Raw genomic sequence first — 18,588 nt, 5'->3', positions numbered from 1 at the left:
TCTCAACACCTCGCGGATCGAGAACGTTCCCGGAGTGCGTCACACCCGATCAGCCGCCCCAGGCGCGTCGAGCAGGTCGTCGAGATGCGTTCGCGACCAGTCGCACAGGCCGTGGACCGTCGTGACGAGGTCGCGGCCGGCATCCGTCAGGGTGTAGTCGACCCGCGGATTCGCGCTGCGATGGTCGTGCCGATGGGCTCTGAACGCCGAAGGCCGGCCACCCTGTCGGGTGACCGGCCTTCGGTGATGCTGCGTGAGAGGACGCAGGGATCTGATCAGGAGATCAGAAGCCCATTCCGCCCATCTCGTCGCCACCCGGCATGGCCGGGGCGGCGTTCTTCTCGGGCTTGTCGGCGACGACGGCCTCGGTGGTGAGGAACAGAGCCGCGATCGAGGCTGCGTTCTGCAGCGCCGAGCGGGTGACCTTCACCGGGTCGTTGATGCCGGCCTTGAGCAGGTCCTCGTACACACCGGTGGCGGCGTTGAGGCCGGTGCCGGTGGGCGAGTTGAGGACCTTGTCGGCGACGACGCCCGGCTCGAGGCCGGCGTTGATCGCGATCTGCTTGGCCGGAGCCGACAGCGCTACCTTGACGATGTTGGCGCCGGTGGCCTCGTCACCCTCGAGCGAGAGTGCGTCGATGGCCGGCTCCGACTGCAGCAGGGCCACGCCACCACCGGCGACGATGCCCTCTTCGACGGCAGCCTTCGCGTTGCGGACGGCGTCCTCGATGCGGTGCTTGCGCTCCTTGAGCTCGACCTCGGTGGCCGCGCCCGCCTTGATGACCGCAACACCGCCGGCCAGCTTGGCCAGACGCTCCTGCAGCTTCTCACGGTCGTAGTCGGAGTCGCTGTTCTCGATCTCGCCGCGGATCTGGGCGACACGACCGGCGATGGCGTCGGGATCGCCCGCGCCCTCGACGATGGTGGTCTCGTCCTTGGTCACGACGACCTTGCGAGCGGTACCGAGCAGCTCGATGCCCGCGCCCTCGAGCGAGAGGCCGACCTCTTCGCTGATGACCTCGCCACCGGTGAGGATGGCGATGTCGGCCAGCATGGCCTTGCGGCGGTCACCGAAGCCCGGGGCCTTGACGGCGACGGACTTGAAGGTGCCCTTGAGCTTGTTGACGACGAGGGTCGAGAGAGCTTCGCCCTCGACGTCCTCGGCGATGATCAGCAGCGGCTTGCCGGCCTGGATGACCTTCTCCAGCAGCGGCAGCAGGTCCTTGATGGTCGAGACCTTGCCCGAGACCAGCAGGATGTATGGGTCGTCGAGGACGGCTTCCTGGCGGTCGGCGTCGGTGACGAAGTAACCCGAGATGTAGCCCTTGTCGAAGCGCATGCCCTCGGTGAGCTCGAGCTGCAGGCCGAAGGTGTTGGACTCCTCGACCGTGATGACGCCTTCCTTGCCGACCTTGTCCATCGCCTCGGCGATGAGCTCGCCGATCGAGGCGTCGCCGGCCGAGATACCGGCGGTGGCAGCGATCTGCTCCTTGGTCTCGACCTCCTTGGCGCTCTTCAGCAGCGACTCGGTGACGGCCTCGACGGCCTTCTCGATGCCGCGCTTCAGACCCAGCGGGTTGGCGCCGGCAGCGACGTTGCGCAGACCCTCACGGACGAGAGCCTGGGCGAGAACGGTGGCGGTGGTGGTGCCGTCGCCCGCGACATCGTCGGTCTTCTTGGCGACTTCCTTGACCAGCTCGGCGCCGATCTTCTCGTACGGGTCCTCCAGCTCGATCTCCTTGGCGATGGACACACCATCGTTGGTGATCGTGGGGGCGCCCCACTTCTTCTCCAGGACGACGTTGCGACCCTTGGGTCCCAACGTCACCTTGACGGCGTCGGCAAGGCTGTTGAGGCCCCGCTCGAGGCCGCGACGGGCCTCTTCGTCGAACGCAATTTGCTTGGCCATGGGTAAGTGATCCTCCGAAGGGGGTGACACTAGGTTCGTATGGCCGGAACTCGGTGCCCGCGACGGACGACCGGTGTGTCATTCGGTACCGGCCTCACCGTCCCGACCTGGCACTCACAGCTCGCGAGTGCCAACCTCGTTTTTAGCACTCGACCAGTGCGAGTGCAAGGCTGGATCAGGTGTCCCCGTCGGCTGCGTTGTCGGCCGCCGCGACGCTGACTACGTTGAGGACGTGTCACTCGCCTCCAGGGAGTTCAGGTTCGGGGTCAACATGCTCGCGGCCGGGAGGAGTTCGACGCAGCGGGGACCGCGCCGTCGAGGTGGAGTGGAATCTCCTGCTACAGATCGTCTCCGTGACCGATGATCCGACGGCGGTGGCCGACGAGCTCACCGCGAAGCACGAACTGTCGATGAGCACTCAGGAGTTCCTGGACCTGCCGTCGGTGCTCATCGGATCGGTCTCCGACATCGCCGCCCGCCTCGTCGACCTCCGGGAGCGGACCGGGATCAGCTATCTCACCGTGCTCGAACCCGCGCTCGAGGTATTCGCCCCGGTGATCGCGGAGCTGCGCGCCGTCGACGCCGGAGGGCGGTGAGGCGGTCACGGTCATTCGCACCCCCGACGACCGACGTCCCGCAAGCTGCCGGTCGACTAGGGTCTGAACCGTGGAATTCCTGCTGATCATCATCGTGGCGCTGCTGGCGATCATCGCGGTGGTCGTCATCTTCAACTTCCTGGGCAATCGGCGGGCCCGGCAGGCCGAGCAGGACGCCCTGCGTGAGCGGACCTATCGCCCCGGCGATCCCTTCTCGTCGGCCGACGACGATTCCGTCTACGGCGACCCCCGCGATCTCAAACCCGGCGACCTCGTCGAACTGCGCGGTCAGACCTACGCGGTCCGGGGCACCCTGCGCCTGACGCAGGACGGCTACACCTGGACCGAGAACTTCCTCGACACCGGTGTCGGGTCCAAGGCCTGGATCTCGGTCGAGGACGATCCCGACCTCGAGGTCGTGCTGTGGCACGAGGTACCCGGTGCCGCCGTCACCCCTGGCCCCGACACCGTGGAGCTCGAGGGGCGTCGATACCAGTCGGAGGAAGCGGGCTCGGCGCGTTTCACCTCCGCGGGGACCACCGGCGTCGCGACCTCGGGCCGGATGGCCTATCACGACTATCAGGCCGGCGACGACCGCCTGTCCTTCGAGGACTACGGCAGCGGCTGGGAATGCGCCCGCGGCGAACTGTTGTCCCGCGCGGACTACCGCATCTACCCCACCAACCCGGCTCCGGAAACACCCTGACGGCGACCCTCGACGCCGGCCCGCCCACACCAGACGCCCTGAGCACGGAGACCCCACACCGCATGACCGAGAATTCCGAACATCCCGGCGACCCCGCCGCGCAACTCGCGGTGGCCTACGCCGACACCAGCGCGAGCCAGCTCGGGTTCTCGCTGAGCGCACCCTTGCAGGAGCCCCTGGCACAAGAGGATCGCGAGATCGACGGCATCACGGTGTCGGTGCGGCTGCTCGGCGCGAGCCATCAGGTACTCGTCGACGACGGGGCGCAGCGGATCTGCGAGACCGTCGCCTGCCTGCCGGAGGTGACCTCGGCACTGCCGGAGAGCTTCCAGGAGAGCGGCTATTACTTCAGTTCCCGTGTGGAACAGGTCAATTCCGACCAGCTCGCCGCACTCGTCGAACAGCTGAGCGTTCGCGTCACCGAACAGTTGGCCACCGGACATCCGTGCGTGATGGGTCGCTTCCCGGGGGAGCCGCACGCCGTCACCGCGATCGTGTCGGAGTCCACCGATGACTCCATCAGCTGGCACACCTGGCACACCTACCCCAAGGCCGCCGAGGTCGTGATCACCTCCAGCAGGATCGACCGCGGCCCGGTGGCCCGCCCATGACCGGTCAACCACCGCCCGGCGGCCCACCGGACCCACGCCGCCGTCTCAACAAGACCCGCAACATCATCATCGGCGTGATCGTCGTGCTCACCATTTTCGCGCTGATCGGTGCATGCACCGCGCGAGTTGCCCGTGGCGGCGGCATCGGGGGGTCGGCGCGCGACTACATCACGCAGAACTACGAGCGCGACACCTCCCTCGACGAAGGCGACGTCGACGCCTATGTCGCCGACGGGACACCGGAGCAGGTGGCGGCCGAGATCCGCGGCGCCGAACGTCCCAGCGACCAGCGGAGCGGCGCCGCCGGCACGGGCAACATCGCCGGCACGCAGTTCCTCCAATATCCCGACTACCTCGTGGGCCTCTTCCCGCTGGCGGCCGGCGCCACCCGGGTGATGCTCAGCCGGGACTACCGGTCGGGGTATCACCACTACCACCCCTACGTCGGCGCCTTCTGGGTCCCGACCCCCCGCTACGCGGGTAGCGGCAGCGGAAACCGCGGCGGCGGGAGCGGTGGTGGCGGTAAATGATCGTCGTCCGTCCGGCACGTGCCATCGAATTCGTCCGACCAACCAACGGAGAAGACCATGCTCGCTGATATCGCTGAGAACGCCTACGCTGCAGGCGCTTACGCCGGTGTCGGCGTGATCCTGATGATCATCTCGTTCGGCATCCTCGACCTGCTCACGCCCGGGAAGCTCCGTTCGCAGCTGTGGACGGACCGCAACCGCAACGCCGGCATCCTGGTGGGTTCCAACATGCTCGCCGTCGCCGTGATCGTCACCGCCGCCATCGTCGCGAGCGAGGGACGACTGCTCGAGGGGCTCACCTACACCGCGGTGTACTCGGCGATCGGCCTGGTCGTGATGGCGGTGACCTTCCTCGTCATCGACTTGCTGACCCCCGGCAATCTCGGCGAGTTGCTCGTCCACCCGGAGAGCCACCCGGCGGTGTGGGTGCAGGGCGTCGCACACATCGGGGTGTCGATCATCGTGGCCGCCTCCATCCTGTGACCGGGTTCCCGCACTCCCCCGTTTGTCCGTGACCGGTCACGACTCCGCTGCCGCCGACGCCGAACCGGTGACGACCGAACCCGTTCCGGACGCGCTGGCGATGCGACCGCGATTCGCCCGCGCCGGACTGCTGGCCGTCGTCTTCGTCTGCGCCGCCTGCGGGTTGGTGTACGAGCTCGCGCTGGTCTCGCTCGGTTCGTTCCTGATCGGCAACACCGCGACGCAGGCGTCGATCGTCCTCGCGGTCATGGTCTTCGCGATGGGCATCGGGTCACTCGCCGCGAAACCGCTCCAGCCACAATCGGTCACGGCCTTCGCGGTCATCGAACTGCTGCTCGCCCTCATCGGCGGACTGTCGGTGATGGCGCTCTACGCGGCATTCGCCTACCTGGAGTTGTACACGCCCGCCCTCGTCCTGGTGGCGTTCGTGCTCGGCATCCTGATCGGCGCCGAGATCCCGCTGCTGATGGTTCTGCTGCAACGGATTCGACGCCAGGAGGCGGGTTCGGCGGTCGCCGACATGTTCGCGGTCGATTACATCGGCGCCCTCATCGGCGGCCTGTGCTTCCCGTTCCTGTTGCTGCCGTTCTTCGGCCAGCTGCGGGGCGCTCTGGTGGTCGGGCTCGTCAACGCCGCGGCCGGCTGCTTCCTCGTCTTCGTCATCTTCCGCAAGTCGATGTCGCGCACCCAGATGGCTGCCCTCTCCGCGTCGGCCGTCGCCGTCGTCGCCGTCCTGATCGCCGGCCTGATGCTGTCCGGCCGCTTCGAGATCACCGCGCGCCAAGCGCTGTACCGCGATCCCATCGTCGCCGCCGAACGTAGTGCGTACCAGGACATCGTCATCACCGAGAACCGTTTCGGCGCAACGGCCGACACCCGCCTGTACCTGAACGGCGACCTGCAGTTCTCCTCGGTCGACGAACATCGCTACCACGAGACGCTGGTGCATCCGGCGATGTCCGGGAACCACGACTCCGTGTTGATCCTCGGCGGCGGTGACGGACTCGCGCTCCGCGAGGTGCTCACCTACCCCGACGCCCGCGACGTCACACTCGTCGAACTCGACCCGGAGATGATCCGACTCGCCCGGACCGACGAGCGTCTCACCACGTTGAACCGGGGATCGATGACCGACCCCCGAGCCGAGGTGATCGCCGCCGACGCCTTCTCCTGGCTGCGTGGCACCGACCGCCGGTTCGACGTGATCATCGTCGACATGCCCGACCCCGACGACTCGGCCACCGCAAAGCTGTACTCCACCGAGTTCTACGCGATGGTCCGCGCTCATCTCGCCGAGACGGGCCGGACCGTCGTACAGGCCGGTTCCCCGTATTTCGCGCCGAAGTCGTTCTGGTGCGTGGCCTCGACCATGCGCGCGGCCGGACTGGACCCGACCCCGTACCACGTCGACGTGCCGGCCTTCGGCGACTGGGGATTCCACCTGGCCGGCGCCGGGGGCAGGGTGACCCCGACCGTGGACGCACCCGGCCCCCTTCGGTTCCTCAGCCCCGAACAGTTGGCGGCGGCCACGGTTTTCCCACTGGATCGGCAGCGACTGGATCTGCCGCCGTCGACCCTCATGGACCCGCGGATTCTCCGGTACGCACAGGGTGAGTGGGCGACCTACTGACGCCGGAACGCCTTCGCGCGCAGATACTCCAGGTGATCCCACAGATCGCGCTCACGATCGGGGTCATGACTCTCCGCGGATGACTCCGACACCTGCCCGCGATCGATGTAGGAACCGGTGCGCGCCTGCGGCACACCGAGAATAGTCTCGGCGAGGCGTCGACCGGCCGTCGGTACCCGATCGAACGGGCCGACCAGGGCCAGACCCGGCAGGACCCATCTGTTCGCGAACCGCTGCGGTGCGCTCGCCGCCCGGGCCAGGTCCGTACCGGGCACGTAACCCGGGTTGTACGAGACGATCTCGACGCCGTCGGGGAGCCGGCGCGCCCACTCGTGGACGAGATGGATGGCCGCCAGTTTGCTCGTCGAGTACGCGGTGCGGCCGGCGGCCGGACTCGAACCGCCGAACGCACCCGGTCGGGACAGGCGTGCCGGGCTCGTCCACCGCGGCGCGGGGACCATCCCGAGATTGTGCCGGAGATCGCCGAAGTGCGTGTCGCTCACCGTGATGGTGATCCGGGAGCCACGGGTCAGATGTCCGACGAGCTCACCGATCAGCAGGTGGTTCGCGAGTACGTTGACCGCGAAGGTCGCCTCCACTCCGTCGGCGGTGACGTGCTCGTCGTCGAGGTGCTGGATGCCCGCGTTGCCTGCCAGCCCGCGCAGCGGCGGCAGCGTCGCGTCGTCGAGCATCCGCCGGATCTCCGCCGCCGCTGTCATCGTCCCGGCGGTGTCGGCGAGATCGGTGTCGACGGCGACGACGCGCCCGGCGCCCTCGCCGAAGCCGTCGACGAACCCCGCGGGTCCGCCGCCGCGGGCGAGGACCACGAGATGACATGACGGATCGATCGACACGATGGACCGGGCGGCGACCAGACCGAGCCCGCGGGTGGCTCCCGTCATGACCAGCGTCCAGTCCGGATTCGGGGTGAGTGGTCGAGTCATATCGGCTCCCGCCGTTTGAGTTGACGTTGTCAACACCAGAAGACGCCATTCGGTTGACGATGTCAACTGTAAGCTCGGGTGATGACCACGAGGGCGGAGAGCGCGGCACACACCAGGCAGGCACTGCTGGCCGCGGCGTCGGCACTTCTCGACCACGGCGGTCCGGAGGCGGTGACCCTACGCGAAGTCGGCAGTGGCGCCGGGGTTTCCCGCTCGGCCGCCTACCGCCACTTCATCGGGAAAGAGGAGTTGCTGGCGGCCCTCGCCACCGACGCGTGGGCGGTCGTCGCGGACGGTCTCGACGCCATCGCCGCCGACCCGGAACTGTCGCCCGAGGATGCCGTCCGATCGGCGCTGCACGCGCTGTCCGACCTCGGCGTGCACCGGCCGCACCTGTACCGGCTCATGTTCGCGACCCCGGCCGGCGCGCCGGCGATCCCCGCAGCGGCACGCGCTCAGGACGGCCTGGTGTCCCTCGTGAGTCGCATCGTCGGTGCCGATGCCGCGCGACACCACGCAGCGCTGCTCTTCGCGGCGGCCCACGGCCTCACCGACCTCGACACCCACGGCCATCTGCCGCCCGACAAGTGGCACGCCGACCGGCACACCCTCATCGATCTCGCCGTGTCGTCGTTGCCGCACACCACGGACGCCGATCGGGGCATCGATGTCTAGCGGCGTGACCGTCGCCCTCGTTCTCCTCGGGGTGCTGGCATGTTCAGGCGCAGTGGTGCTGATCCGCACCCGTCGCGTCGTGCGGACCCCGGCCGAGCGGGCAGTTCATCTGGCGCTGCACACCGCGTCGCTCGCCGCCCGCTCACTGCGCACCGGACTGTCGGCGGAGTCGGCTCGCGAAGCACTGCCGCACCTGCACACCCTGACCGGCGCCGAAGCGGTAGCACTGTTCGACGGCGAACCGAGCCGCCTCGCCCACGAGCCGGACGGCGAGGCCATCTGGGACGACGAGATGCTCGGTCACGCCGACCGTGCGGCGGCGTCCGCGCTGGGCGACCTCCGGCGCGTGCTGCTCACCGACCCCAGCGGCGCCGAGTCGCCCGTGCGCGCGCTGGTGGCCCAGCCGCTCCTCGCCGACGACGTCGGGGTCGGGGTCCTCGTGGTCGCCACCACGCGACGCCCCGGACCCGGGATGCTCGGCGCCATCGCCGAGGTCGCGCGGTACGCGTCGAGCCAGATCGAACTCGCCGACCTCGACGCCTCCCGCGCACGGCTCAACCGCGCCGAGGTCCTCGCCCTGCGTGCGCAGATCAGTCCGCACTTCATCTACAACGCACTCAACACCATCGCCTCGTTCGTGCGGACCGACCCCGACCGGGCGCGCGATCTCGTCCTCGACTTCGCCGACTTCACCCGATACTCCTTCCGGGCCGCCGGCGAATACACCGTGCTGGCCGACGAGTTACGGAACATCGACCGCTACCTCACCCTCGAACGCGCCCGTTTCGGCAATGCCCTGGACGTCAAACTGCATGTCGCGCCGGAGGTCCTGAACGTCGTCGTGCCGTTCCTCGCCTTGCAGCCGCTCGTCGAGAACGCCGTCCGGCACGGTCTCGCGTCGAAGGGTGGCGGCACGATCACCATCGTCGCGGCCGACGAGGGCACCGACTGTGTCATCACGGTCGAGGACGACGGCGTGGGCATGGAACCCGAACTCCTACGCAGCGGAGCTCTCGACGCCCTCGACCACAGCGAGGGTGCCCACGTGGGCCTGACCAACGTCGACCACCGGCTCCGCGCCGCGTTCGGCAACGACTACGGACTCGTCGTCGAGACAGCGGTCGGCGCCGGCACCAAGGTGGGGATGCGTGTCCCGAAGTTCCGCGCAGGCATCCGGGCGTGAAACGCAACGCCGGAGTTCCGGCGGTGACCGAACTCCAGGGCGGTAAACTGCGGGCTGTCGTCGAGGCGGGAGGTGTTCCATGACCGCACTGGTGGTACTCGCGGTCGACGACGAACCACCTGCGCTCGACGAGCTCGGCTACCTGTTGAACCGGCAGGACGACGTCGCCGAGGTCCGCTCCGCGTCCGACGCCACCGGCGCCCTCCGCGAACTCAACGAGCACCGCATCGACGCGATCTTCCTGGACATCAACATGCCCGGCCTGTCGGGACTCGAACTCGCCGGCGTCCTCGCGAAATACGCCTCGCCCCCGGCGATCGTGTTCGTCACCGCGCACGACGACCGTGCCGTCGACGCCTTCGAGGTCGGAGCGGTCGACTACCTGCTCAAACCCCTACGCGAACAACGCCTCACCCAGGCGGTCGACCGGGTCCGCGCAAGCCTCGACAGTCGGGAGCGCACACCCGAGCCCGCGCAACCGACCGTTCGACCGGAGCGCCGCGCCGCATCGGACGAGGTCATTCCGGTGGAGATGAGCGGCGTGACCTCGCTCGTCCGGCGCGATTCGATCTCCTGGGTCGAGGCCGTCGGCGACTACGCCCGACTGCATGCCGACTCGGGCGCACACCTCGTCCGCATTCCGTTGTCGACGCTCGAATCGCGCTGGCAGGAAACCGGATTCGCGCGGGTGCACCGGTCCTACCTCGTCGCGCTGCCGATGGTCACCGGATTGCGGACGGTCGGCGGCGGCACGGTGGTGTGCGTCCGCGCGAACGGCGCATCCGAGGCTGTGGAGCTGCCCGTGAGCCGCCGGCAGGTCCGCGAACTCAAGGACCGTCTCATCCGGGACCCGCTGCGCCAGTATCGTTCCCCCACTGCACGAGACGATGGCTGAGCACCCGCCCCAGCGCGAACGGGTGGTGCTCGCCTCCCGCCGCGGGGCGCGAATGGTCCGCACCCGCGTCGAGGTCCAGGAGCAGACCGAGGTCGGTGATGCGCTCGTCCGCGGCCTCATGCGCGCCCAACTCGGTCTCGGGCTTCGGCTCGGGGGAGCCCTGCTCGCCGTTGCTGCCGCCATACCCGTCGCGGCCTGGGCGTTTCCGGGGATCGCCGACGCGGACGTCTTCGGAATTCGACTCATCTGGCTGATGCTGGGAGTACTCGCCTTCCCACTCCTGTATCTGACCGGACGGCTCTACGTCCATCTCGCCGAGCAGGCCGAACGCGACTTCATGGGCCTCGTGGACGACGATCTGTCCGACGCACCCGAACCGGGTTCGCCGTGACGACCGACGTCCACGCCCTCACCGCGATCGGCCTGTTCGCCGCGGCCATCGCCACGATCGCGGTCGGCGCGTGGGGCGGGCGTTTCTCACGGACCACGTCGGACTTCCTGGTGGCGTCGCGGAGCGTCGGCTCACGCTGGAACGCCGCCGCGGTGTCCGGTGAATACCTGTCGGCGGCATCGTTTCTCGGCGTGGCCGGGCTGATCGCGAAATACGGTGCGGACGCACTCTGGTACCCCGTCGGGTTCACCGCCGGCTACCTGGGCCTGCTGCTGTTCGTCGCCGCGCCCCTGCGTCGTTCCGGGGCCTACACGGTGCCCGACTTCGCCGAGTTCCGCCTCGCCTCGCCGGCGGCACGGAAGACCGCGATGCTCGTCGTGGTCGTCGTCTGCGTGCTGTACCTCATCCCGCAGTTCCAGGGCGCGGGACTCACCCTCAACATCCTTCTCGGCGCACCGGTGTGGGCCGGCGTGGTCGGCGTCGGACTGATCGTGATCGTGAACGTGGTCGGCGGCGGCATGCGGTCGATCACCTTCGTGCAGGCCTTCCAGTACTGGCTCAAGCTGACCGCGATCGCCGTCCCCGCGCTCGTCCTGATCGGCGTCTTCGCCCAGGACCCCACGCCCGTCGGCGAACCCGCGCCGCCGCGCATCACCACCGCGACGACGGTCGACGTGACCACCGACGTCTCGGTCACCGTCGCCGAGACCACCGGCGTACGGGTCACCGGGACGCTGGACGGGATCGTGGTCGACGACGCGCCGGTGGACACCACCGGACCCCACGTCATCTCCGCGGGCTCGACGATCTTCCTCGACGCCGGTGCGGCCACCCCGGTCGTCGCGGGCGCGCCGGCACAGAACGCGGACTGGATCGCCCCCGGTGGGGGCTTCGGCGGCAGTCACCCGCTGTACCAGGTGCTGTCGCTCATCATCGCGATGTTCCTCGGCGTGATGGGCCTGCCCCATGTGCTGGTGCGGTTCTACACCAACCCCGACGGGCGATCGGCGCGGCGAACCGCGTTGGCTGTCATCGCACTGCTCTCGTTGTTCTACCTGTTCCCCATCCTGCTGGGGGTGTTCGCACGGCTCTATGTCCCCGAACTGCTGATCACCGGCACCGCCGACGCCGCGGTTCTGTTGCTGCCGAGCGCGGCGGTCGGCGGGATCGCCGGTCAGATCCTGGCCGCGCTCGTCGCCGCCGGGGCGATCGCCGCCTTCCTCGCCACGTCGTCGGGTCTGCTGGTGTCGGTCGCCGGGGCGCTCGCCACCGATCTGCTGCGCGGCCGCGTGCGCGACTTCCGGGTGGCCGCGGTCATCGGCGGACTGATCCCGATCGGCTTGTCGCTGGCCGCCGCGTCCCTGGAACTGTCCCGGACCGTCGGGTTGGTGTTCGCCGTCGCCGCGTCGACGCTGTGCCCGCTGCTGGTCCTCGGGATCTGGTGGCGCGGACTCACGGCCGTCGGCGCCATCGCCGGACTCGTCGTCGGCGGCGCGTCGTCGGGGTCGGCGACGATGCTGGCGATCGCGGGGGTCGTCGACGACGACGTGCTGGGCGGGTGGCTTGCGGTCGTGATCGGCTACCCGGCCGCCGTGACGGTCCCGCTCGCGTTCGGCACGATGGTGCTGGTCAGCAAGGCAACCCGGGGACGGGTACCCGTCGACCTCGCACGGACCTTTGCCCGGATGCACGTCCCGGAACGCGTCGGGATGGGGCTCGATCGCACCCCGGGACGGGCCCCGGACGAGCGAACGACCTGACCGTTCGGACAGGTGACCGTTCGCCGTTCGTCGGATCTCACCGACCGTCCGGCGCACGGACGGCGGGTTTCGGCGTGTGACCCAGGCCACCCGATTGTCTGTGATCTGCACCTCATTCAGGCTGACCTTCGTAGAGCCATCACACATGTGGCCACGTCACCCTGGGAGGAAACGTGTCGACCGTCGACCAACCACCACCGGCGCCACACGCGCCGACCGGCGAAGAGTTCATCGAGATGCAGGCCAGTCCGGAGTTCCAGGAACTGCGGCGGACGCTGCGGAAGTTTGTCTTCCCGCTGACCGCGTTCTTCCTGATCTGGTACGCCCTCTACGTGCTGCTCGGCGCCTTCGCCCATGACTTCATGGCGACCCAGGTCTGGGGCAACATCAACCTCGGCCTGATCCTCGGTCTGTTGCAGTTCGTCAGCACCTTCGTCATCACCGGCATGTACGTACGCTTCGCCAATCGCAATCTCGACCCGAAGGCCGAGGCGATCCGCAACGAGATGGAAGGCGGGCCCGCGCTGTGAACGCCACTGCCGTACCCACCACCGACGAGACCGTCCTCGCGGCGACCGTCGGCAGCCCGGCCGCCAACATCGCCATCTTCGCCGCGTTCGTCGCGGTCACGATGTTCGTGGTCATCAAGGCCAGCAAGAACAACAACACCGCTGCCGACTTCTTCACCGGCGGCCGCGGATTCTCCGGACCGCAGAACGGCGTCGCCATCGCCGGCGACTACCTGTCGGCGGCCAGCTTCCTCGGTATAGCGGGCGCCATCGCGGTCTACGGCTACGACGGCTTCCTCTACTCCATCGGCTTCCTCGTCGCGTGGCTCGTCGCCCTGCTGCTGGTAGCGGAATTACTGCGCAACACCGGCAAATTCACGATGGCCGACGTCCTCAGCTTCCGTCTCAAGCAACGCCCGGTACGCCTGGCCGCGGCGATCTCCACCCTCGCGGTGTCGCTGTTCTACCTGCTCGCCCAGATGGCCGGCGCCGGCGGCCTGGTCGCGCTGCTCCTCGACATCGAGGGACGCCTCGGCCAGTCCATCGTCATCGCCGTCGTCGGTGCGCTGATGATCGTCTACGTGCTCATCGGCGGTATGAAGGGCACCACCTGGGTGCAGATCATCAAGGCCGTCCTGCTCATCGCGGGCGCCGGCATCATGACCGTCATCGTGCTGGCCAAGTTCGGCATGAACCTGTCGTCGATCCTCGGTGCGGCCCAGGACGCGGTGACCGACTCGACCAGCGAAAAGGTCGCCGCGCGTGACGTTCTCGCCCCTGGCGCCCAGTACGGCGGGTCCCTGACGAGCCAGATCAACTTCATCTCACTCGCCATCGCGCTCGTCCTCGGCACCGCGGGCCTGCCGCACGTGCTGATGCGGTTCTACACCGTGCCGACCGCGAAAGAGGCTCGCAAGTCGGTGGTCTGGGCCATCGCCCTCATCGGCGCCTTCTACCTGTTCACCCTGGTCCTCGGGTACGGAGCGGCCGCCCTGGTCGGACCGGACAAGATCCTCGACGCCGCCGGCGGACAGAACTCGGCCGCACCGCTGCTCGCGTTCGAACTCGGTGGCGTGGTCCTGCTGGGCATCATCTCGGCGGTCGCCTTCGCGACGATCCTCGCCGTGGTCGCCGGCCTCGCCATCACCGCGTCGGCGTCGTTCGCCCACGACATCTACGCCTCGGTGATCAAGCGCAACAAGGCGAGTGAGGCCGACCAGGTCCGCGTCTCGCGATACACCGTCGTGGTGCTCGGCATCGTCAGCATCGTCCTCGGCATCCTCGCAAACGGCCAGAACATCGCCTTCCTGGTGGCGCTGGCCTTCGCGATCGCCGCGGCGGCGAACCTGCCGACGATCGTCTACTCGCTCTACTGGAAGCGGTTCAACACCCGCGGCGCCCTGTGGAGCATGTACGGCGGCCTGATCTCCACGATCGTGCTGATCGTCTTCTCCCCCGCCGTCTCCGGCTCGTCGACCGCCATGATCTCCGGCGCCGACTTCGCCTGGTTCCCGCTGGCCAACCCGGGCATCATCTCGATCCCGCTGGCCTTCGTCCTCGGCATCGTCGGCACGCTGACGAGCCCGTCGGACAACGGCACCCCGGAACGCAACGCCGAGATGGAGGTTCGCTCCCTCACCGGCATCGGCGCCGAGAAGGCCGTGCAGCACTAGCCAACTCGCGCTCGACCCGCGACGACAGACGCACCACCGATCTTCGGTGGTGCGTCTGTCGTCGGTGTGGGATGCCTCCCGTGGTGCCGTTTCCGCCTCGCTTATCGGATCCAATCAGCGGGACGGAAACGTCACCGCGGGAACGTATTACGTGTCTCAGGCGTCCTGAATTCGCGCGAACGGTCGAGCCGCCTCGAGTTCGAAGGCCAACTCGAGGAGGGTGCGTTCCTGGCCGAGGTCGGCAGCGAAGTGGATGCCCACGGGCATGCCCGATTCCGTTTGTCCGAGAGGCAGACTGATCGCCGGGGTGCCCGCGGTGTTGTTGGCCGGGGTGAAGGCGATGAACCGGGTCAGCCGGCCCATCGCCTCGTCGAAGTCGAGTGCGGGATCGAGGTACCCGATCTCCGGGGTCGCGTGGACGACGGTCGGGTTGAGGACCACATCGAAGGTGTCGTGCAGTCCGCGGATCGCGGCCGTGGACTTCCGCAGCCCGCGGACCGCCCCGGGCAGCCGGTAGAAGTGCCGGAGCGCGCTGCGCGAGAGCCCGCGGGTGAACGAGTCCACCTGGGAACGGTCGAAGCCCTTGTCGACGACCCGTTTTCCGAATCGGTCCAGCGCCAGAGCGAGCAGTGACCAGTAGTCGATGAAGTCCCGGACGTAGTCCCGGTCCACCGGCAGCGGCACCATCTCGGTGCGATGTCCGAAGGACTCGACCAGCTCGGCGGCCTCGGTGACACACCGTTGTGTGTCCCGGTCGAGCAGCGAGCCGGTCAGCGGCTCGGTGATCAGCGCGATCTTGAGCCGCTTGGTCCCCGGCCCCTCGACCAACCCGACCGGCGGCATCCCGGGCGCGGGCCGGAAACCCTGTGTGTCGGCGAGGAATCGGGCGGTGTCGCGCACCGAACGGCTGACGATCCCGTTCGACACGAGGTCGATCGGCGCGTCCCGGGTCTCTTTCGACGCCTCGACGCGCCCACGACTCGGCTTCAGTCCGACCAGCCCACAGATGGCGGCGGGGATGCGGATCGACCCGCCACCGTCGTTGGCGTGGGCGATCGGCAGTGCACCGGCCGCGACGAGCGCCGCGGAACCACCGGACGAGCCGCCCGACGAGTAGTCGGTGTCCCACGGGTTGCGGGTCGGCTCACGGTCGACGAACTCCGTCGTCGAGGTCAGCCCGAAGGCGGGCATCGTCGACGCGCCGACCACATTGACGCCGCTCGCGAGGAACTGATTGGTGAACGCCTCGTTGGCCTTCGCCGGGCGCTGGGGCACCGCAGCCGAACCGTGACAGGTCGGCAGCCCGGCGAAATCGGTGTTGTTCTTGATGATCGACGGCACCCCGATGAACGATCCCAGCGGGAAGTCGTTGTCGACAGCGCGTTTGCGCGCACGCTCGCGATCGTCGAAGGCGATGGCGTTGAGGTGCGGGTTGACGGCATCGATCCGCGCGATCGCGGCCTCGACCGCCTCGGAGGCGGAGATCTCCCCGGTGGCGATGGCCTGGGCGACGCCGACCGCGTCGTGCTCGCCGAGTGCGTCGTCGGTGAACGCGTGAACGTGTTTCATTCCCGGGACCCTATCGTCTCGGCCTACCTTCTCGGCGCAGCTCCGATCATCGACAAGACGTCATCGACCAGGCCGGCGGCGTGATCGGCGTCGAGCTCGAGTCCGAAGACCGCATGGTGATACAGCGGGGCGATCACGTGGTCGAGCACCTGTCGGACCGACGGTGTGGCCTCGCCGCGGTCCCGCGCTCGCGCGATCATCTGCTCGGCGTGCTCGCGCCGGATCTCCCAGCAGGGACAGACCTCGACGATGTCCTCGCGCGCGGCGACCATGGCCCGGAGGTAGGCCCGGCGCTTCGGGCGTGCGATGTCGGCAGCGATGATCTGGGCCCACTCGGACAGGTCGTCGGCGAGAGTGCCCGTGTCGGGCAGCGGCTCACCCTGGGTCAGGGCGGCCACGGCCACCTCTCCGAGAAGTGCGTCGATCGATCCCCAGCGTCGATAGATGCTGGTCGGGTTGACCCCCGCGAGGTCGGCGACCTCGGGGATCGTCATCGTCTCGCGGCGTCCGGCGCCCACCAGCTGCCCCACCGCCGTGTAGACGGCGGACTGCACGCGGGCGCTGCGTCCGCCGGGTCGACGGCTTGGTGCGCTGACACTCGTCATGCGAGCATTATTGCAAACCTGATTGCTTTTGTGGCCCTCCCGCCTATAGCGTCTCTAATGCAAACGAGTTTGCGTTAAGGAGACGAGATGGCGCCGCTTCATCCACATCGCGCGTTCTGGCTGATCGCCGCGACCTATGTGATGGTCCTGTTCGCCTCGGCCGCGCCGTCGCCGCTGTACCCCGTCTACCAGGAACTCTGGGGCTTCTCGTCGCTGACGCTGACCCTGGTCTTCGCCGTCTACGTCGTCACGATGCTCCTGAGTCTGCTGACGGTCGGCTCGCTGTCCGACCACATCGGCCGCCGCCCCGTGCTGGCGGTCGCCCTGGCGCTCCTCATCATCAGCATGATCCTGTTCGTGGTCGCCGGGGATGTCGGCACACTGCTCGCGGCCCGGGCCCTGCAGGGGCTGGCCACAGGCGCCGCCATGGGCACACTGACCGCCACGACCGTCGACTTGCAACCCACCGCACGCATGGGTTCGACGATCATCGGCGCGGCCCCGGCCATGGGTCTGGCCGGCGGCGTGGCCGTCGCCGGCCTCCTCGTCGAGTACGCCCCGGCCCCGCGCATCCTCGTCTTCGAGATCATCCTGGGCCTGTTCGCCGCCCTGCTGATCGCGCTGCTCGTGGTACCAGAGACCGGGGAGCGCGGCGGTTTCGATTCCCGGCGGCATCTCGCGGTGACACTCGCCCCGCAGATCAGCGTCCCCCGGGTGGTTCGCCGGGTGTTCTTCGCCTCGGCCCCGGCACTCATCGCCACCTGGTCACTCGGCGGACTGTACCTGTCACTCGGGTCGTCGGTGGTCTCCCAGGTCTTCGGCGTCAGCAATCACGGTGCCGCCGGCCTGATCCTGTTCGTCTTCTTCGCCTGCGCGGCGGTCACGTCGCTGCTCATCACGGGCCGCTCGTCGACAGTCAAATCGGCCTACGGTTACCCCGCTCTCGCCGTCGGCGTCCTTATCTCGCTGTCGGGTGTCCTCGCCGAATCACTGCCGACGTACGTGATCGGCTCCGTCGTGGCCGGTTCCGGCTGGGCGGCGACCTTCCTCGCGGCGATGGACAACATCTCGGCCGCCACCCCCGCCCCGCAGCGCGGCCAGGTCTTCTCGTCGGTCTTCGTCGCGAGCTACCTCGCCTTCAGCGTGCCGGCCGTCATCGCCGGAATCGTGGTGTCGCACATCGGACTACGCGCCACGATCATCGGCTACGTCTGCTATGTACTGGTCGTCGCGCTCGTCGGTGCGATCCTCGCCGTCGTCATGCGACGCCGGAGCCCTCAGGCCGGCGACCGCGAACCGACCATCCGCATCGCCAGTTCGGCATAGAAGTCCCCCATCTGCGCGGGCGACAGCGCACCGTCCTCGCGATACCAGCGCGCGACATCAATACCCATGGACAGCATCGCGTTGGTGGTGGCGAGCGAGTCGGCGACATCGAAGTCGCCGCAAGCGATCCCGGCTTCGATGATCTCGCGCACCCGTCTGGTGATCTCGCGACGCATGGCCATCACCGTGTCCAGATGGTCGGGCGCGAGGGCGTTGAGTTCGTAGTTCACCACCCGGCCCCCCACGTGCTCGCGCGCGTGGTGCTCGGTGAAGGCGTGGAAGATCGCCCGCAGCCGGTCGCCAGGGGACGCCGACGGATCGTCGGCGTCGTCGATCGCCGCGAGGATGGCGCGATGACCGGCGTCGGAGATCTCGAACAGCAACTCCTCCTTGGAGCGGAAGTGCACGTAGACCGCCGCCGAACTCATCTGCGCGCCGTTGGCGATGTCCCTCGTGGTCGTCCCGTTGAACCCCTTCGCCGCGAACGCCTCGACGGCGGCGCGCAGGAGCCGAGCCCGGGCGGCCACGGGCCGGACTTCGGACGTCGGATCGGCAGACGGGCCCACGGTCACCTTCTCGGAACGGTCGGACTG

Annotated in this window: 20 protein-coding genes; 14 read left to right on the top strand and 6 right to left on the bottom strand. The window is 68.5% G+C overall.

Annotated elements, in window-relative coordinates; genetic code table 11:
* Positions 1-39: 39 nt before the first annotated feature.
* Positions 40-315, bottom strand: a complete 276-nt coding sequence (locus ACFVHY_RS00195) for a winged helix-turn-helix transcriptional regulator (RefSeq protein ID WP_390266840.1) — start codon at positions 313-315, stop codon at positions 40-42.
* Positions 284-1,909 carry a chaperonin GroEL gene (groL, locus tag ACFVHY_RS00190; protein ID WP_058251318.1) on the bottom strand — a complete coding sequence of 542 codons (1,626 nt, stop codon included), beginning with the start codon at positions 1,907-1,909 and terminating at the stop codon, positions 284-286. The genes ACFVHY_RS00195 and groL overlap by 32 nt, the downstream gene beginning before the upstream one ends.
* Positions 1,910-2,262: 353 nt before the next feature.
* Here groL and ACFVHY_RS00185 point away from each other — a divergent pair, with 353 nt between their 5' ends.
* From ACFVHY_RS00185 to ACFVHY_RS00160, 6 genes are all read left to right on the top strand, one after another.
* Positions 2,263-2,505, top strand: a complete 243-nt coding sequence (locus ACFVHY_RS00185) for a hypothetical protein (protein WP_390266837.1) — start codon at positions 2,263-2,265, stop codon at positions 2,503-2,505.
* A 70-nt stretch (positions 2,506-2,575) separates the two neighbouring features.
* Positions 2,576-3,211 (top strand): DUF4178 domain-containing protein, encoded by a 636-nt coding sequence (locus ACFVHY_RS00180; RefSeq protein WP_068970516.1) that lies wholly within the window; start codon positions 2,576-2,578, stop codon positions 3,209-3,211.
* A 62-nt stretch (positions 3,212-3,273) separates the two neighbouring features.
* A complete protein-coding gene (locus tag ACFVHY_RS00175) occupies positions 3,274-3,822 on the top strand; it encodes a DUF2617 family protein (protein WP_390266834.1) in 549 nt (182 codons plus the stop codon).
* On the top strand, positions 3,819-4,352 hold the full coding sequence (locus tag ACFVHY_RS00170; RefSeq protein ID WP_390266831.1) for a DUF4247 domain-containing protein: 534 nt from the start codon (positions 3,819-3,821) through the stop codon (positions 4,350-4,352). Before ACFVHY_RS00175 ends, ACFVHY_RS00170 begins: the two co-directional genes overlap by 4 nt.
* A 57-nt stretch (positions 4,353-4,409) precedes the next feature.
* Positions 4,410-4,835 (top strand): DUF350 domain-containing protein, encoded by a 426-nt coding sequence (locus tag ACFVHY_RS00165; RefSeq protein ID WP_058251322.1) that lies wholly within the window; start codon positions 4,410-4,412, stop codon positions 4,833-4,835.
* A 100-nt stretch (positions 4,836-4,935) separates the two neighbouring features.
* Entirely contained in the window at positions 4,936-6,465 is a 1,530-nt protein-coding gene (locus ACFVHY_RS00160) for a polyamine aminopropyltransferase (protein WP_390268744.1), read from the top strand.
* Here the strand turns inward: ACFVHY_RS00160 and ACFVHY_RS00155 are convergent.
* On the bottom strand, positions 6,459-7,409 hold the full coding sequence (locus tag ACFVHY_RS00155) for an SDR family NAD(P)-dependent oxidoreductase (RefSeq protein WP_390266827.1): 951 nt from the start codon (positions 7,407-7,409) through the stop codon (positions 6,459-6,461). The two genes, ACFVHY_RS00160 and ACFVHY_RS00155, sit on opposite strands and share 7 nt — an antisense overlap.
* An 81-nt stretch (positions 7,410-7,490) precedes the next feature.
* On the opposite strand from ACFVHY_RS00155, the gene ACFVHY_RS00150 reads away from it, so the two are divergent.
* The 7 genes from ACFVHY_RS00150 to ACFVHY_RS00120 all read left to right on the top strand — a co-directional run bounded on the left by ACFVHY_RS00150 (position 7,491) and on the right by ACFVHY_RS00120 (position 14,495).
* Complete coding sequence (locus ACFVHY_RS00150) at positions 7,491-8,084, top strand: TetR/AcrR family transcriptional regulator (protein ID WP_390266824.1); 594 nt, start codon at positions 7,491-7,493, stop codon at positions 8,082-8,084.
* Positions 8,077-9,267 carry a sensor histidine kinase gene (locus ACFVHY_RS00145; protein WP_390266821.1) on the top strand — a complete coding sequence of 397 codons (1,191 nt, stop codon included), beginning with the start codon at positions 8,077-8,079 and terminating at the stop codon, positions 9,265-9,267. The genes ACFVHY_RS00150 and ACFVHY_RS00145 overlap by 8 nt, the downstream gene beginning before the upstream one ends.
* A 79-nt stretch (positions 9,268-9,346) precedes the next feature.
* Positions 9,347-10,162 carry a LytR/AlgR family response regulator transcription factor gene (locus ACFVHY_RS00140; RefSeq protein WP_390266818.1) on the top strand — a complete coding sequence of 272 codons (816 nt, stop codon included), beginning with the start codon at positions 9,347-9,349 and terminating at the stop codon, positions 10,160-10,162.
* A complete protein-coding gene (locus ACFVHY_RS00135; protein ID WP_390266815.1) occupies positions 10,155-10,553 on the top strand; it encodes a hypothetical protein in 399 nt (132 codons plus the stop codon). Before ACFVHY_RS00140 ends, ACFVHY_RS00135 begins: the two co-directional genes overlap by 8 nt.
* A complete protein-coding gene (locus tag ACFVHY_RS00130; RefSeq protein WP_390266812.1) occupies positions 10,550-12,313 on the top strand; it encodes a cation acetate symporter in 1,764 nt (587 codons plus the stop codon). Before ACFVHY_RS00135 ends, ACFVHY_RS00130 begins: the two co-directional genes overlap by 4 nt.
* Before the next feature lie 173 nt (positions 12,314-12,486).
* Positions 12,487-12,843: a DUF485 domain-containing protein gene (locus tag ACFVHY_RS00125; protein WP_058251329.1), complete on the top strand. Its 357-nt coding sequence runs from the start codon at positions 12,487-12,489 to the stop codon at positions 12,841-12,843.
* Positions 12,840-14,495, top strand: a complete 1,656-nt coding sequence (locus tag ACFVHY_RS00120) for a cation acetate symporter (RefSeq protein WP_390266809.1) — start codon at positions 12,840-12,842, stop codon at positions 14,493-14,495. The genes ACFVHY_RS00125 and ACFVHY_RS00120 overlap by 4 nt, the downstream gene beginning before the upstream one ends.
* 156 nt (positions 14,496-14,651) lie before the next feature.
* On the opposite strand, the gene ACFVHY_RS00115 is transcribed toward ACFVHY_RS00120, so the two are convergent.
* Both ACFVHY_RS00115 and ACFVHY_RS00110 read right to left on the bottom strand, forming a co-directional pair.
* Positions 14,652-16,064 (bottom strand): amidase, encoded by a 1,413-nt coding sequence (locus tag ACFVHY_RS00115; RefSeq protein ID WP_390266806.1) that lies wholly within the window; start codon positions 16,062-16,064, stop codon positions 14,652-14,654.
* Positions 16,065-16,087: 23 nt separating this feature from the next.
* Complete coding sequence (locus tag ACFVHY_RS00110) at positions 16,088-16,669, bottom strand: TetR/AcrR family transcriptional regulator C-terminal ligand-binding domain-containing protein (RefSeq protein ID WP_390266803.1); 582 nt, start codon at positions 16,667-16,669, stop codon at positions 16,088-16,090.
* 87 nt (positions 16,670-16,756) lie between these two features.
* Here ACFVHY_RS00110 and ACFVHY_RS00105 point away from each other — a divergent pair, with 87 nt between their 5' ends.
* A complete protein-coding gene (locus ACFVHY_RS00105) occupies positions 16,757-17,995 on the top strand; it encodes an MFS transporter (RefSeq protein ID WP_390266800.1) in 1,239 nt (412 codons plus the stop codon).
* On the opposite strand, the gene ACFVHY_RS00100 is transcribed toward ACFVHY_RS00105, so the two are convergent.
* Positions 17,947-18,567, bottom strand: coding sequence for a TetR/AcrR family transcriptional regulator (locus tag ACFVHY_RS00100; protein WP_390266797.1), 621 nt, complete (start codon positions 18,565-18,567; stop codon positions 17,947-17,949). The two genes, ACFVHY_RS00105 and ACFVHY_RS00100, sit on opposite strands and share 49 nt — an antisense overlap.
* Positions 18,568-18,588 lie beyond the last annotated feature (21 nt).

This window comes from Gordonia sp. NPDC127522, assembly GCF_042672305.1.
GTDB classification, from domain to species: Bacteria; Actinomycetota; Actinomycetes; order Mycobacteriales; family Mycobacteriaceae; genus Gordonia; species Gordonia hongkongensis.
This window is presented reverse-complemented; position numbering and strand designations above follow the sequence as displayed.